Source organism: Metamycoplasma cloacale (assembly GCF_900660735.1).
Classification (GTDB): Bacteria; Bacillota_I; Bacilli_A; order Mycoplasmatales; family Metamycoplasmataceae; genus Metamycoplasma; species Metamycoplasma cloacale.
On the sequence record NZ_LR215049.1, the window covers coordinates 517,599 to 535,586 of the forward strand.

The following is a 17,988-nucleotide window of genomic DNA, read 5'->3' on the forward strand; positions in this document are numbered from 1 at the left end:
AATATAAAAAGGAGAAACTATAATCTCCTTTTTTAAAATTTATTATCAACTATTCGTATTCAGTTGTTCCTTTTAATCCAGATCAACTTGAAATAGATTGAATATTATTTAATTTCATAAATCTACCATAACCACCTTCTTTAAGAGTTAATAGAACATATTCTTTTTTAGAGATTTGATTAAATGTACCATCTTCTGTAACTTTAAATTTAAATGGTCTTAATTTAGATTTTTCGGCATCATTATAACCTGAAGTAGCAATAATATACATAATTGCATCAGGTGTATATGTTTCTTCGTTAAAGTATTTTCAAGACTTAATTAATCATCCGCTTTCACTTATAACATAATTATTCATTTCACGACGATAATTTGCATTTAAGTAATATTGCACACCAGCAAATTTCGATGATAATCCAGGTATTGATTTAATATTCGTTCCTTCTTGCAATTCTCATAAAATAGATCTCACACCAGAATATAAATTAATAAATTTATTACTATCTCTTTGCGCTTCCGTCGTTTCTCTTCCAAACATTTCAAACATTGCGAAATTAATAGCATTTGAGAAGCGATACATAGCTTTTCATTCGGGTAATTTTGAACGAATTTTAAATGTTGTATTTGCCCCTGGTGTTCTTTGAATAGCTTTATTTAATTCGGTAGCCATTAAACGATACAAAGTGTCAATTGTTTTAAAAATATCAATTTCTACAGAAATGTTATCAGGATCACTTGTATCGCCTTTTGTACCAGGTTTAAAAGCATTAGAAATAGCATTCGATACTTGATCATTTAAATATTTCATATTTGTACGTTGTGAAGGATCTGGATTGTAATTTAAGTTTCTTAAAGCATCATATAAAACTGATTTTTGAAGATTTGATTTACCAAACAATAAATTAATCAATTTAACTAATTTAGCACCATCAATTGGTTTATTATCATTAATTAATGGGAAAATCACTAAGATATCATTAAAACTAAATACTGAAATGATTTTTTTAATTGCATCATCGAATCATTTAGATGGATTGTGGATATCAAATTCTTTTGCATAATTAGCCAATTGAACAATGGTTCTATTTAAGAATTTTCGTTGATATAATTCTGTTTTTGTTAATTCAGGAATAATTGATTTAATTAAATCAGCAAGAAATTGACGATCTTCACTTGTTGTCCCTTCAAGAGACAAGAATTTAATTAAATTATCAATAATTTTGTTAATAATTTCGTCATCTTGAGCAAATCTCAATACAAAATTAGTTATATTTGTTTTTAAATTATCTTTAATTAATAGAATTATTTTGGAGATTAATTGTCCTAAATTATTAGCATCAATAATTTTTTTGCCTGCTAAAAAATCAGAAATTAGTGTGTCAATCAATACCTTCGTTTCATTCAATGAAACCATTTTAGTAATTATATATTTCAATGTAGGTTGATCAATTACATCGTTTTTAATCATTGAATAATCAAATTTTTCCATTTGATCAATCACAATTCTATGCAATACATTACCTAATGCTGTTTTTCCTGATATATTATCTGATTTTATTGAACCATTTAATGCTGATAACAAGTTGTACAACAATTTTTCTAATTCTTCAAGAAACTCGTTATCTACAACACCATCTGCGCTGTTTTCGTCAGATCTCAAACTTGTTTCAATATTACTATCAGATTTATTAGAAGATTTTATTCTTTCTTTTATTTTTACTATGTTAGTTTGAATAAATGTATATAAAGCTCATAATTCATTTTCAATTTTTTTGCTTGATAAATCTTTATTTAAAATTGTTGCTAAAATATCTTCAATATTTGCAGTTGTTAAATATTTGGTATATTTAATTTGTTTCATGTTATTGATTAAATCATGAATCAATAATGTACCATCGAAGTGACCACTTTCATCTAATATTCTTAATTTTGTAGTTTGTTCTAAGAAATCATCAATTAATGATTCTACAATATTTAATGAACCGAATTTATGGATAATTCTACTTAATAATGATTTAATTAATTCAACTTGATCGGAAGTAGAATTTAATTCTCATTTAGTAATTATTGCTTGTAATCCAAATTCTAAACCGCTAGACACCAATGCTTGATTATCAAGGAAATAGCCTAATAAATGACGTATAAATGTTTTGAAATTGGTTTTATTAGCATTCATAATATATGTAAATAAATCATTAAAATTATGAATTGATTCAAAATCTCTTCCGTTTAATTGAATTAATGAAATTAATAATGAATCCACTAATTTTTTAGAAACTTCATCTTCAAAAATCACATGTGAAATTGAATTAATTAATTCATTTGCAAAAGTTAGACCACTATCATGAATTTTTGTTAATTCAGTTTTAATTACTTGTAATTGTAATTTAACAAATTTCTGCATTTTTTCATCATTGATAAATCAATTAGATAACTTAGGTAAATCTTGAATAATTAAATGACGATCTTCATCATTTAAAATGTTGAAAATTGATTTTAATAAATTGAAATATACATTGATATTAATTTGGATTGAACCATTAAACCCTACAAATGTATTTGATTTTTCTTTAGGTGATGAACCTGATGTTGATATATTATTAACATTTTCCAAATCGTTTGTCGCATCGTATGCAATATTGCTAAATTTAGATATATTATTCAATAATAATAACAATAAACTAGTAATTTCTTGTGAGGTTAAAGATTTAACAAATAATTCAATTTGTTCATAATTTAAACCATTTATAACATTGAAAACGTTAATTACATTATTTCATTGATATTTATCAATTGCAAATTGATGTTTTCCTAAATTATCAACAATAGTGTTAATTACAGTCGGTATTACACCATTAAACAATTTAAACTTAGGAATATATGTAAATAATTTTTCTAATAATAAAATTAAATCGTTTCTACTATTGCCAATAAAATCAACACCTTTTAAATCTTGATTCATTAATTCAACTAAAAAAGTAGCTAAAGCGTGTTTGAAGATATTATTTTCATCATTAACAAACTCAGCAAATAATTCATTTGACTTGTTAATAATTAATTGTATATTTTGTTTTAAGAAAATAGATATTCAATCAGCAAAACTATCCGCTTTTAATGCGACTGAATCGCTAAATAAATTAGCTATCAATTCTTTAAATAAAGGTAATAGATATGTATCATATTTCTTATCAAAATATGAATGCATATATTTAAGAATTACATCAAGTTGTTCAGCTGTTAGTTTATTAAATCTTTCTCTATCAATTTGAATTGAATCAATATACTTCAATGTAATTTCTTTAAAATTAATTTTTTGTAACATTCAATCAACAAAACTTGGTTTATCCATTAATACTTTAGCAGTTTGAATAACATCTGATACATTATATGTATTTGAAGCTAGTAATGTATCTAATAATTTATTAACAAAATTTGATCCTTGTAATACATTAGTTTTTAATGCATCTGCTATCTTATTAACAGAACTACCATAGGTATCACTTGACGTTAATAAACTTAAAGTGTTAAATAAAATTTCTTTTGCTTGAATAAATAATTCTTGATTTTCAAGATTTTTAATCACATCTTTCAGATATTTACTTAATTTAGTAATTTCTTGTTTGTTTAAAATTGTTTTAGTTTCAACTTTAATAAAGGCAATGAAAACATTTACTAATTTATTCAACAGATCTTCATTGTGAGAAGCATTATGAATGATTTTTTCAACTAATGTATTTAATGAATTTAAATCTATATTTTTTAAAATGCTAATTACAAATTTTTCTGTATTGTTTCAACTATATAGTTGTTCATTTTCAACTATATGTAATAAAGCGGTTTGAATTAATGAAATGTTTTCTTCATTAATAATTTCTTTAGTAAATAGTTCCAATAGATCGGTTGAATATTCAGAAATATTTCTGTTCATCGGATCTAAATTAATCATTTCATTTACAATGTCGCGATTAAAATTTTTCAATTCTTTTACAATTAAATTTTGCATTAATTTTTTAATTTCTGAATTTTGAAGAATGATTTTGATTGATTCACTTGATTTATTAATTATTTCTGTTTTATCTTCAACTGTTAATTTATCCAAAATGGCTTTAATAATTTTGAAAATAACCGATTCACTATTCGTATTAGTTGAATTATCGTTGTTTTCTTCAGTTGCAGTTGATGATTTTTTTTCAATAGTTCCTTCTTTATTGATTAATAATTCAAGAATGTATTTTGTATTGTCTAATACAATTTTAATTATATTTTTAATATCTTCTTTATTTAAATCATCTTTAATAAAAGCAAGAATATCATCTAAATTAAATGATTTTAATAAGGCTTTTGTATCAATTAAATCCTGAAAATTATATTTAGAAAAATCAAAACCATATTGTTCTAAATTAGTTGTAATCTTATCAATCAAATTATCAATAAATGTCTGATGAACATTTAAAGAGTAAACTTTTCTAATTAATTTGGCTAATGTGTTGCTTAATTGTTCATATTGGCTTTGCGATAATGTAATACTTGGTAATTTATTTTTAATAATGGTTAAAATTAATGATGAAGTTAGTTCAATTCTATTTGGATAATTGTTATCAAATAAGAAATCGTTAAACAATGTATCAATAATTTCTTTAACTAGGATTTTTGTTTCTTTTAATCCCTTAATTAAGAATTGTTGTAATGATTCTGAATTATCTACATTATCTAGATTAAAAATTTTCTTAATCAATTGTTTAATTTTTGCTTCAAATACTGTATCTCATTGTTTAACAATAAAGTCGTTTAGATCAACCAACAACGAAGTTAAATTACCCTTTGATTCAACATCAATTTCCATTGCATCTAAATTAATTGAATTTAATGCATTGGAAATAATAGTTTTTAAATCAACTTTTTTAAAAATAAAATCAATTAGTGTTTCTTTTGAAAAAATGTATGTTAGGTTTCTAATTAATTCTTTTTGATCCACAACTCATTGATTCTCTTTATTCTTAACTAAAATTAAATCAATAATATTATTTACTAGGTTTGAATTATTTAATTTAAAGTATGGCAATAAATTTTCTTTTAAAAAGACTGCTAAATCATTAAATGAAGTAATATCATCAATTACTAATTTATCACCTGTTGTATAAATGTGTTTTTCTAAATTAGCAAAAAATGTTGAATTTGGAACGTTTAAAATGAAATTTTTAATAAAGTTTTTCAATGAAGTTTTTTCTTCAACACTAAATTCTGTATTTGTTTCATTTTTAACATATGCAAACAACAGTTCAACGCCTTTGTTTCATAAATTTTCATTATTAACAACATTTAAAATTAGGCTATTGAATAATGATACAAAATTATTTTCTTTAGCATTTTTGTAAATTTTTGCAACTAATTCATGTCATTCGTTAAATTGGTAATTACTGTTATTATCAATAATATTAATAACTATTTTCTTAAATTCATTAATTAAATCATCTGATAAAAGTGATTCATATATTGAATCGAATCATTGTTTTACATATTCTTCAATTGTTAAATCAGAATGGTGATTTTCTAATATTTTTTTATCTAATTTCTTATCTTTTAAATAATTTACAATCGGATTAATTCCTATATATTCAATAAGATGCTTGAAGATTTGATTTAATAAACTATTATTTTGAAAGATATTTTGAATAACGTATTCAATTTGTGATTTAAAGAATTCTTTTCCTTGATTATTTAATATCGTTGTATCACTATTTATTACATTTTTAACTAAATTAATAATATTGTTTCTATATGCTTCATCAACTACTTTTGAAACGTTTTGAGAATCTAAGATATTGTTATGTAGAACGAAGGCTTTACCAATAACTTTTAATCCATTTACATAACTATTAACGTTATCTAGATTAGGAGTAAAACTTATTAATTTAAATAACAATGAATGATTTAAATTACTGTCAGATTTTAGAATTTTGTCATTAAATAAATTACGTACAAATTGATTTAATAAATGGTTTAAATTAAAACTTGTTGCTTTGCCATTGTAATCAATGTATGATTCAATAACAAATTTAATAAATACATTTAAATCTTCAAAGTTATTTAAATTGCTTCAAAATTGCTTAACAAAATATTCAAAATCGGAAATTTCTTGACTACTAAAATGAGTTTCATTAATTTGATATATTTCTTTAAATGAATGAATTATTTTATTTGTCAATAATTCAAAAATTGTATATTCATTATCATCACGAACGATAGTCAATACTTTTGATTTTTCAATAACCAGTTTGAATAAATCGGAAATTTCTTCGTTTAAATTAATTAACACTGTATTGATCAATGAAAAACTGTTGTTTTGTTCTGTGTTAAAGTATCTTGGATAATTATTAATTACATTATTAATATTCTTTTCAAATATTTCATTTAACTTATTTAATATATCAGCGTCTTTTAAAAATACATCAAAAATTTCGCTATTATTTAACCCAATGGCTTTATACAATAAACCATGGACAACAAATGCATTAAATAAGGTTGTTGAAACGACAATTAATCTTTGTTTATCCTCTTCATTTTGAATCAATTCGGAGTTAAAAATTTCTTTAACAACTTCATATGAAATATTACTTGGAACAACATTTTGTTTAAATGTTGCTGATATTTCATCCATTTTAATTTCATTGATATTTTTGTAAATGAATAAATCATCGATTGCTTTTAAAAAACCATCGAATTTTTTATTTAAATAGTTATTATCTAAAATTTTGTTTATTAATTTGACAATAAATGAACGATTATTCGCATCTGTTAAATAATTCTCTAATTTATCACTTAATTGTAAGTCCTTTAATGATAAATTAAAGATATTAAAGATTTTTTCAATAAATTCAAGGAATTGTTGGTTCGAAATATTTTCTGCTTCGTTTAAATACAACTTAAATGTTTTTAATAAATGTTTTCTAACACTACTATTATTTAATTCATTTAATAATGATTCATTTTGCGCCAAATTTTCAAAATCATATTCCATTTTGAAAGTTAATGTATTATCGCTAGTAATTCCTAAAATTTTGCTTTTAATCGTTGAAGGACGAACAGAGAAATTGAAAACTTGATGATAATTGTTCGATTTATTTCCATAATTGCCAACTAATGCATTGTAATCAGTTTCTTTTAAAGCCATTTGCATAAAAATATCTTGGCCTAATTTTTTAAATGCTAAATGGTTTGGCTTTGCATCAAAGAAACTATTATTTAACTTCATTAAGTTTCTATTTAAATAACTCTTTTCAACAAAAGCAAAATAATTAGTTTTTGTCTCTTCGGCTGTTTTTTCAATTGTTTCATTTAATAAAGAATATAGATTTGTTAAAAATTCTTCTTTCAATGAATTTTTTGAAATAGTTTCTAATTTTAAAAATGGAGTAGTGTAACCAATTAAATTTATATTAATGTCTTTATTAATTTTTCTAATTTCAGAAATTAATAAAGACAATTTGATATTGACTAATTTAGCTCTTTTAACAGCAAGATCTTTGATCTCTTGTAATTTTTTACTATGTTCTTCATTTGAAAGTTTAGATACATTTATTAAGTTATATACGATATCTAATAATTCAAATTTTGAAAAGAAATCATTAAAACCTAATGAAATGGTTAATAAATTGGCTTCCTTCAGTTGACTTAAAAAGAATGTTTGGTTTAAATTTTCGAAATTATTAAATAGAAAAGTTAGTCTGTTTTGATTATTAATGGTTTGAGGATATTTTTCTTCTAAACGTTTGTTATATTCAAAGTTAGCTAAATTATTATAATCACTTAATGATTCAGGATTAACTAACTTTAATCAATCATCAATAGTAGTGTATTCTAAACTGAAATTGTAAAATGATTCTAATTTAATATTACTATCTTCAATTAGCTTAATTGAGTTAGCAATGTAAGATGAATATGATAATCCATTAACGTTTGAGTCTTGGTCTAGATAACCACTAGTTGATGTATTTGGAGTATAAAAATCTGCTGATCATTGATCACCAATTGCAATATATTTAACATTGCCTTTGATTAAATTGTTTTCTTCTTGGATAGTTTCATTTTTATTCGGTTTCTCCGGTAGTTTTCCTTGTGTACAAGAAGAAGCAATTAATCCAATAGAGCTTCCTGCTAATGCAGTTGTTGTAATTAATTTAATAATTTTCTTTGTTTTCTTCATAACACTCCTAACCTACAGATACATCTTCGTAGATATATTTGTAATATTCGGGTTTTTTGTTTGTTTTACCTCATATTAATATTGTTTGTTGAATACCAAGTTGTCCAATAAACATTAATAAAATTCAAATAAATTTAGATAACAAGCCAACTTCTGTTGTAATACCAGAAGATAATCCTGAATTTCCGAAAGCTGAACATGTTTCAAAAACAACGTGAACTAATGAATATGTTTTTATAGAAGATGTATTAATATCGTTTAAATATGATGCATGAATTGTAAGTGTTCCAATAAAGATTAGAAATAAACCAATTGCAAAAATGTTAATTGCTTTAATTAATGTTTCTTTTCCAATTTGACGTTTAAAGGCAACAATACTTTTCTTACCTCTTAACATTGTTATAATGCTTAAAAAGATAATAGCAATAGTTATATTTCTAATACCACCTGCTGTTGATACTGGTGAAAATCCTATGAACATTAAAATCGCGTGAATCAAAATAGTTTGGTCTGTGAAATGATAATAATCAACGGTTGAAAATCCTGCAGATCTAGTAGAAACTACTTGAAAGAAGATTCCGAAGGTTTTATTAAATCCATTACCATATTGTTCTTGATGTCAATATGAATTTGGATTTTTTGATGTAGCTTCAAAAATAATAGTTAGTGTAAAACCAATTACAGTAATGATTAATCAAGTGATTAATGTTAATTTAGTAAACAAACTAAAATTATGTTTTTTGTTTTTCTTATTTATTGATTTTAGTTTTAAATAACAGTCATAAATTACTGGATAACCTACACCACCGATAAAGATTAATAATGCTGTAAAGATTTGTAATGCATAATCAAAATAATATGGTTGTAAGCTTTTTGATCCAATGATATCAAAACCAGCATTGCATAATGAACTAATTGAATGAAAGACAGCATATTTCAAAGACAAATCAAATCTATGATATGGATTAGCTAATGATGTTTCATATGGATTGAATAATTGATAATCTTTGATATTGTTGGTATTGGCTATATTTTTTAGATTTTCTATAATGTCATTTTTATTAATATCTGGATTGTTAAGGGTACCGATATAAAAGCGACTATATGGAGAGAAATAAAAAATAATAGTGAAAATAATTGTTGAGATTAATAAGATAATTAATAAAAAGGTAATAGATACTTTGATTAATTTTTTAGTATCACCCCAAGTATTAGAACCACGTTCTGCTTGAGATACTTGGTTGTTAAAAATTGACATTTTAATTCCAAAGATATTTTGCATAATATAAACTTTAATTGCGAAAATACCTAATCCACCTAAAAATATCGCAATAGCAATAATTGCTTGACCAAAGCTATTAAATCCCTTGGAGATCGAAAGCGTCGTTAATCCAGTATCACTAAATGAAGAAGAAGCGATAAATAAAGCATCAGAATAATCAAAATCTGGTTTTACTGTATTCATAGATTCGCTATGTGTAGCTGGTCAAAATAACAATAAAGATGCAATTAAAACAACAATTGTATAAACAATAAAGATGTGTTTAATTGGTCCCATTCTCTTTATAAAGAGAATAAACTTGTTTGTTCCTTTGATAATATTGGTCTTCTTTTTCATAGTTTAGTAATTATATATTTTTTATATTTAAAAATAGTTTTGAGCTTCATTTTTTGGAATTTTTCAAAAAAAATACCAAAATTAAGCAAAAAAAAATGTATGAAATTTTGATTAGTTGATATTTTCTATTGATTTTTTGGTTCGAAATAATAATTTTAATTATTATTTATCACAATTTTTGTAGTCATAAAAAAGTAAGAAATTTAAAAAAACTTGCTCTTCACAAGTTTTTTTAATATGGTACATCCTGTGGGGTTCGAACCCACGACCCAGGGATTAAGAGTCCCTTGCTCTACCTGCTGAGCTAAGGATGCAAAATACAAAATAATTATAATATATATGAAATTTTTATTTACAAATATAGATATTTTTTTGTATTAAATAAAAAACAACAGACATTTGATATCTGTTGTTTTATTGTATGAGATTATATACTCTTATATGCAGGTCTTTGAGAGAATAATTGATCCGCTGTTTTGATGTTATTATTAATAATAAATCTAAATAGAGCGTTAGCTACAGGTAGAGAAACGAATGGTTTTCCTGTTGCTTTAATAATTAAATCAATGTCGTTTTCTAGTTTGATAAATCGAGCATTTTGTGAGTTATTTCCGGTATTAGCTCATTGAATAATGATGTCGTATAAGGTATAAATATTAGAAATGAATTTAATGTATCCTTCATTAACTCATATCTTCATCATATCATTACCAGATTGTCTTCTTAATGAATCTGTAGTCGTGCTACCACCATGAGTTTTCATGGTTCCATTATAACCATATGAATATAGACCTTGTGCTGAATTCGCATCATATTGAACACTTAATACGTATCTTTGGTAACCATAGCTTTCTGATCAACGAGAGTCTTGTAAACGATTAATTCTATAACCGTTAACTGAAATACGAGAATTATTATAGTTTTCGCTATCTCATCCAAAGTCTTTATCTCCGGAAATGAAGTTTCTCAATCTAGCTGTTGATGTTCAATCTCCAGTTTTTCACTCTTCGATTGAGATAACATAATAGAATCTGTCTAGATAATCATCTAAGTCATTAAGAGCTGTCAATAATTCTTTTTTATCTGTTCTGTCATCAACTGATTTTACACCTCAAGTTGAGAAGTTTCTATTTGTAAATAGAACAACGTTAATCATTTCTTTTGCAATTCTTCTTTGGAATGAAGATTTTGTTTCATCGTTAGCTGTTTTCAACATAGCTTGAACTTTGTCTTTAGTAAATAAGAAATCATAGAATTTTTGCATTTCAGTACCATAATTCATATTGAATTTATTGGTTGAAACATATGTTGAATCTTTTAATTTGGCGATATTTTCTTTAAATACTAATGAGGCGTTTAGCAAGTTATATGTAATAGTTGTAGGTTCCATTGTTTTATTAACTTTAGCAATGTATTCATCAATTTTTGCAGTAACTGCATCTGAGTCTTGTTCTTTAGAAATTTCTTCTTTTAAAATTGCCAATTCATTTGTTAATTGTGTTTTTTCAGCAGAATTGTATATTGGATTTGTCATTTTTCCTAACAATGCTTCCGCCTCGACAACAGGTGTCGTTGCATCGATTCTAGCTCTTCTACCATTTGCTAATGATGTCTTATGTGATGTTTCTGTAGCTTTAGCAATGTATTGTTTTAATATATAAACATCGTAGTTTTTACTATTAATATTTGACTGAATTGCTAGATCGACACCAATTAATTGAGCTACTTCTTGTCTTAATTGAGTTCTTTCTGTTGAATCATACATTTCATTACCCATTCTCTTGTAAGCAATGTCATTTGCATTATTAATTACAGTTTGATTTGCTGGTTTTAAATTATTTGTATAGAATGTTTGGTAATTTGTGTGGAATACAGATTCAGTTGCAGTGAATTTAACTACTAAATCAGTATATTTGGTTGTTAAAATGTCATTTACATTAACATGATCAACAACGCCTTGAGCTTTTGTTAATTCATTTTTTAATTCAACTAATTTAGTTTCAACATCTGGATTTATAGTTACATTTGGTACTGTTTTAAAATCTTCAATTTGAGCAATTAATTTTGAAGTTTGATCAATTTCTTGTTTTAATTTAGTGTTCTTTGTGTTGTAATCTAAAACATAATTTGAAGCAACTTGAATTAAATTATCTGATAATGCTTGGTTAACTTTATCAGTTGCAATTTTTAGATCTGCATTGAATGTATCTTTATTAATATTTTCTTTATTTTCACATAATGTTTTTAAAGCATCAATTGCTTGTTTTAAGTTAGTTTTAGCATCTGAATCATATTTTGCATCACTAATGTTTTCAGTAAATCATTTATTAGCAGGAGCATAGAAAGCGGCAATAGCTTGTGATTGTGATTGAGCGATTAAAATATTTTTATCGTTTTCGGTTTTAGCTGTTGCCAATGCTTCTTTAAGAGCTGTTCTTGCAACGGTTAATTCTGGAGTTGTTGAGTTTAATTTAGCATTTGCTACATCGTAAGCAGTTTTAAATGCTTCTTTATCATTATTTATTTCATTCATTGAATTATGGAAGCTTAATGCTTCTTGCAATTCGACTCTTAATTCAGCTTTGATTTTATCGTGTTCAGTTGCATATGTCGACATAGCTACAATATCCTTAGATAATTCATCTTTAGCTACTGTGATTTCAGATAAATTAGTTGTTGCTAATTTTTGTTCTAATTTTGAAATTGTTGCTTGCAATTTTGTTTTTTGTGTTGAGTCATATTCAGCTGCATTATATTGTTGCAATAATCTTTTAGCTTGTGTCAATACTTCAATTGCAGGAATTTTAACTTTTGTGATATTTAATGATGTAAGAATTGATTTAGTTTTATCAATAATTGTTGCATCATCATTATTTGTAATATCTGAATTATTTTCAATTGCTGTTTGCAATTCTTGTTTAATTGCTACAAATTGATTATCTGTTAATGTAGCAACGAAATCTGTTGCTTCTGTTTTAACTTCACTATGTTTTTTATTTAGCATTGCATCAAATTGTTTTGCATTATTATCAAAAGTTTTTCTAATAACTTCAATTTCGTTATATTTCTTAGTTTTATCTTGAATTAAAACTTCTGTTTTAGTAATTTCATTTTTTAAAGTTTCAAATTCATTTATATTAAAATACAATTGAGATTGAATTGCTTTTTGAATAATAGTTGTATATTTTGCTAATAAAACTTCTGTTTCTTTATATGCTTTGTAAGCCTTTAGTTTATCTATTGCATCTTTCGTTACTGATTCATTAAATTTTAAATCATTAATTGATGAAGCGACATTATCTACAACAGTTTGTAGTTTGTCTTTTTTCTCAGTTAAAGCTTGAATTAATTGAGTTTTTTGTTCAGAAGCATAATCATTACCAGTTACTCATGATTCAACAAGTAATTGTTTTGCTTGATTTAATATCTCACTAGCTAGGTTATGCGCTTCAATATATTCAGGAGATTTTAATTTATCTTCTTGTTCTTTAACTGCAGTTGTAACTTCATTGTGTTTATTAGTTAGAATTTCAATTTCCTCAATAATCTTACCTGCATTAGGTTGATTTATTTTAGTTAATGCATTAGCCACTTCAGCTTCTAATGCAGCTCTTTTTTCATTGAATTCTGGTTTATTTTTAATTGATTCAATGGTTGCTTGTGCATTTTGAATTAATGTATTTAATTCGTCATTTTTTGCATCGTATGTTTGTTTGTAATTATTCAATTCATTTAAAGCAAGTTGAGCATTTTTTCTAGCTTGTTCAATTTCAGGAAGAATTGAGTTCTTATCAACACCTTCACTTCTCTTAATAATTTCATCCAATGCTTTTTGAGCCTCTACTGCTTTGTTATATGCATCACCCGCATATTTAGGATCTGATGCAGCTTGAATTGCTGATTCTAGATTTGCTAAATCAGGTTTAGCGTTGTTTTGTGCTAATTCAATAACTTTATTTAATCCGTCATCGCGTTTAGCGCCATCTAGATCTCTTTGTAATTTAATTAAGGCATCATCTAAAGCTTCGTCAATTGAATCGCTTGAGTTTAATACATTAATTGCGGCTTGAAGTTTTGCTTCAAAGTTTTCCTTATCAGTATTAATTAATGACATATTGTCTTTGAATGTTGTTGCTTCATTAATTAAATCTTGCAATAATTGTTTCTTTTGTTCGTGTTTCTTAATTTGACCATCTGCATCACCTAAAGCACGTTTAACACGATTTTGTGCTGCGATAATTTCATCAATATTTGAACCGGCAATTTTTACAGCCAAATCATCAAGAGCAGCTTTTAATTCAGTTTTTTCAGGAGAGTTAAATTGATTGTCAGCCATTGTTTGATATTTGGTGTCACCTAAATTATAGGTTTCTTGACCTTCAATTTGTGCTTTCTTGATTTTCATCGCTTCAACTGCTTTTTTATATTCTTTTTCAGCTTCTAGAATTTCTGATGAAGTTGTAGCATTAGCAATTGCATTATTTAAGGCAGCTTCTTTTTCTTCTAAATTAGTTTTTTCAGTTGAATTATATTTAGAATCTGAGATATCTCCTAAAATCTTTGGAGTTTTGTTAATAGTTTCTTGTGCATCAACTTTTGCTTTATGTAATTCAGCATTAGTTTGGGCAACAACTAATTTTTCAGTTAAATCACGGATTTTATCTAAATCAGTTCCAGCTTTTGCTGTTTTTAAAGCTAGATCTGCATTATTAAATGCATCTTTGATTTCTCCGTCATATTTTTCATCATTGAATTTTAGTGTATTAAATAATAAGCCATTATTTAAAGCAACGTCAGCTTTTGCTTTTGCCTCATCTAATAATTGTTTATATCTCTTTTGATAATTTGCTTCTGCATCAGTTGTAGCGGTAGTGATGTTATCAATAACACCTTGAATTCCTTCTAACGTTGGAGTGTTTTTGGCAGCTTCAGCAGCAACAATTGCATCGTTTAATGCTTGTTTTTGTTCTTCATATTCAGGACTATCTTTTGGAGTTAATAGTTCCATTTTAGCAAGTTCTTCTTTAGCACTTGCTATTTTAGCTTCTAATTCTTTTTGTTTAGCATCATATGATTTTTTATAATCATTTAATTCTTTAATCTTTTGATTTAATTGTTGTGTTGCATCAATGATTTGTGATGTTGATGCTTTTGGATCGTTTGCATCTAATATAGCTTGTAATTTAGCAATTTCTTCAGCTAATTTAGTTTTTTCAACACCATCGTATTTAGCATCATTTAAATCAATTAATTTATTATTTGCTTCAGTGATTTTCTTTTCACCCAATTCTCTAGCAGCTGCATCATCGTTAGCTAATTTCTTTAGATATTCAGCTTCTGATTCGGTGTATTGAGCGTTAATATCATTGATATATTGTTCAATTTCAGATAATGTTTTTTGTGAATCTGCTTCTATTCTGTCTAATACTTGTTGCAATTTATTTGAACTTGCAATCATATCGGGACTGTTTTGAGCAAGCATTTTCTTAATTAATGTTTTTGCATCTTCAACTTTATGGTTTAATACAGCTTCTTTTTCTGAACGTTGTTCAACAAAGGTGTTTGCATTTTTAATTTTTTCATCATTAGTTGTTTTGCTTGCTTCTAATGATTGAATATGTGATTCTACTAATTCTTTGTTCTTAACATCAATTGGAGTGTTTAATAAAGTTTTGAATGCATCTCTTTGCGCAATTAATTCTTCTTTAGCGGTTGAGTCAAATTTTTCTTCTTTCAATTCAGAAACTTTAGCCTCAATTTTACTTAATTCTTGTTTTGCATCAAAAATTTTATCCGAGAATTTAGATTCAAATAATACTTGTTTTAAATCTTCACAAGTTTGTAGAATGCTTTCTGTTTTTGCATACTTATTATCTAGCATTGCTGCTGCAGAAGCTTGAGCAATAATTAATGCATCTCTTTGTTTCTTAGCAGTCGCATCATAGTTTTTATCTTGAGTTGTAATTTTGAATTCAGCAACTTTTTGTAGAATTTCATTTAACAATTCTCTAGCATTTTGATTTTCTTCATATTGATGTAATTCCACTGTTTTATTGCCAGTGTTTTTCATCGCTTCTTTAATTTCATCTTCAGTTAAATCTGCTGGATCTTTTTTAATTAAAGCATCTAAATTTCCGGCTAGATCAGTTAAATCATCTTTAATATCTGAAGTATGTGTTGCGGTTTGCAATTCAGCATTAGCATTTGCAAGAATTTTCTTTGCTTCTTCTTGTAAAACAGCAACTCTTTTTTGTCTTTCAGTTTCTTCAAAAGCAAATTTTGCAGATAAAGCTTCTTCTTTTGCTGCTTTTAATGCTTCAATTTCATTTTTAATATTTTCTAGATTTGAAGTTCTTTTATCTTTTGCCTTATCAATTTCATTACTAAATTTCTCTATAACGTCTGTTAATGAAGGATCAATTTGATTTTTAATTCCTAAACAATCTGCAATTAATTTTTCTAATTCTTTTTGATGAGCATCACGATCTTTTGCGTATATATCAAAAGTATCTCTTGCTTCAATTAATTTTTGATTTTCAGATTTAATTTCTTCTTTAGTAACAAATTCGTTTGGTCTATTGATTAATTCTTCTAATACTGCAATTTGATCAATTAAAGCAACTTTTTCAGGACCATCATATTTATTTGCATTATATTCAGCTAATTTAGCTTTAGCTGATTCAAGTTCAGTTCTAGCTCTGTTTTTTTCAGAAGCTAAACTATTTGGGTCGATAATATCAATCATTCCTTGCAATCTATCAATTCTGATATCTAACTCATAATTTCCGTCAACAAAGTTAAACACAGGCATATTTTCAAAAGCATGCTTGTATGTTTCTGCATATTTAATAGCTGATAATAATTTTTCTTGTTCTAAGGCTGATGCATTTGCGAATAAAGCTGATTTTTTTACATTTTTAGCTTCAAGAATTGTCTCTTCTAATAATTTAGTGTGTTTATTTAATTTTTTTGCCTCTTCAACAAAATTAATGGCTTCCTCAAGATTTTCTGTATAGTGTAGATCCTTAATTAAAGTTTCCTTAACTTTCGTTGATAAATATGGCAATGCATTGATTTGTTTTTCTAAATCAGAAATATTTGATACACCATTTAAAGCAAATCTCTTTCTTTGTAATTCTAAAATTGCTTTCATGGTTTCAACATTATCTTTATCCAAACCTTTGCTATTGCTTGAATCTAGGAATTCAGTTTTAATTCTATTTAAAACTTCATTGTATTCATTTTGTAATTCTGGATATGCATATTTAAATTCCTCACCAACGGTAAGGTTAATTTCTGATTTAAGTTTATCCATTTTTTCGTTTAACGCATTTGTATCATCAATAATCACGTTTGAAGTATAAACTTGTAATTCTTTATTTTGTTTGTTATATGTTTCTAGTAATTTAGTCTTAGCGGAATTAAATTGGGCTTCGTTTAAAGAGGTGTTTGTATTCAATTCTTTAATTCTTTTATCCAATAAATTTAAAGAATTATTAGTTTTATTTAAACTTAAAATAGCATCCAAAATATCTTTCTTTGATGCTTCAGTGCTATCTAAAATTGTTTGGGCATTTGGAATTTCATTAGCCATATAATCTTTAGCCGGTGAAACCATAATTGCTTCGTGTTCTCTTGAAGATTGAATCAATTTATTTAATTGTATTCTTAAAGCGTCTAATGATGCGTTTGGATCATTTAATTCTTTTTGATACTTTGCATTGTCAAGAGCTTCGGTAATAAGATACAATTTCTTTTCAAGCTCTTTTCTTTCTTCATCTGTTGTTGCTGTTTTAACAAAATTTCTAACTTCTTCTAAATGTTTCTTAACATCGCTTGGAATATATCCAGTTAATTTATCATTTTGAAGCAAAAGATTTGCTTCTTTAATTTTCTTTTGAATGGCATCGTATAGAGTTTTCTTATAACGGTCCTCATCATTTAAGAAATAATTTTCTAATAAATAATAACCAGTAGCACTCGTTGATGCTATTGTCGCAACTGTTAAAAGAGCAATTGTTGCTTTCTTCTTTTTATTACTTAATAAACTCATAATTTTCTCCGTATTTTTTAACATTCTACCAAATTCTAAAAAAAAAAAAAACATTCATATAAAGATGATTTCTTTGCGCTTATTTTCATAAAAAAACCGCAAATTTTTAAAAAT

The 17,988-nt window shown here is 25.7% G+C and carries 3 protein-coding genes and 1 tRNA gene; all 4 read right to left on the reverse strand.

The window, feature by feature from the left end; translation table 4 throughout:
- Positions 1–49: 49 nt before the first annotated feature.
- The 4 genes from EXC28_RS05865 to EXC28_RS05870 all read right to left on the reverse strand — a co-directional run bounded on the left by EXC28_RS05865 (position 50) and on the right by EXC28_RS05870 (position 17,874).
- Complete coding sequence (locus EXC28_RS05865) at positions 50–8,203, reverse strand: hypothetical protein (protein WP_029330066.1); 8,154 nt, start codon at positions 8,201–8,203, stop codon at positions 50–52.
- Positions 8,204–8,210: 7 nt separating this feature from the next.
- A complete protein-coding gene (locus EXC28_RS02395; protein ID WP_029330064.1) occupies positions 8,211–9,821 on the reverse strand; it encodes a TrkH family potassium uptake protein in 1,611 nt (536 codons plus the stop codon).
- A 238-nt stretch (positions 9,822–10,059) separates the two neighbouring features.
- A tRNA-Lys gene (locus tag EXC28_RS02400) sits at positions 10,060–10,135 on the reverse strand.
- A gap of 113 nt (positions 10,136–10,248) precedes the next feature.
- Positions 10,249–17,874, reverse strand: coding sequence for a hypothetical protein (locus EXC28_RS05870; RefSeq protein ID WP_036437366.1), 7,626 nt, complete (start codon positions 17,872–17,874; stop codon positions 10,249–10,251).
- Positions 17,875–17,988: the final 114 nt, after the last annotated feature.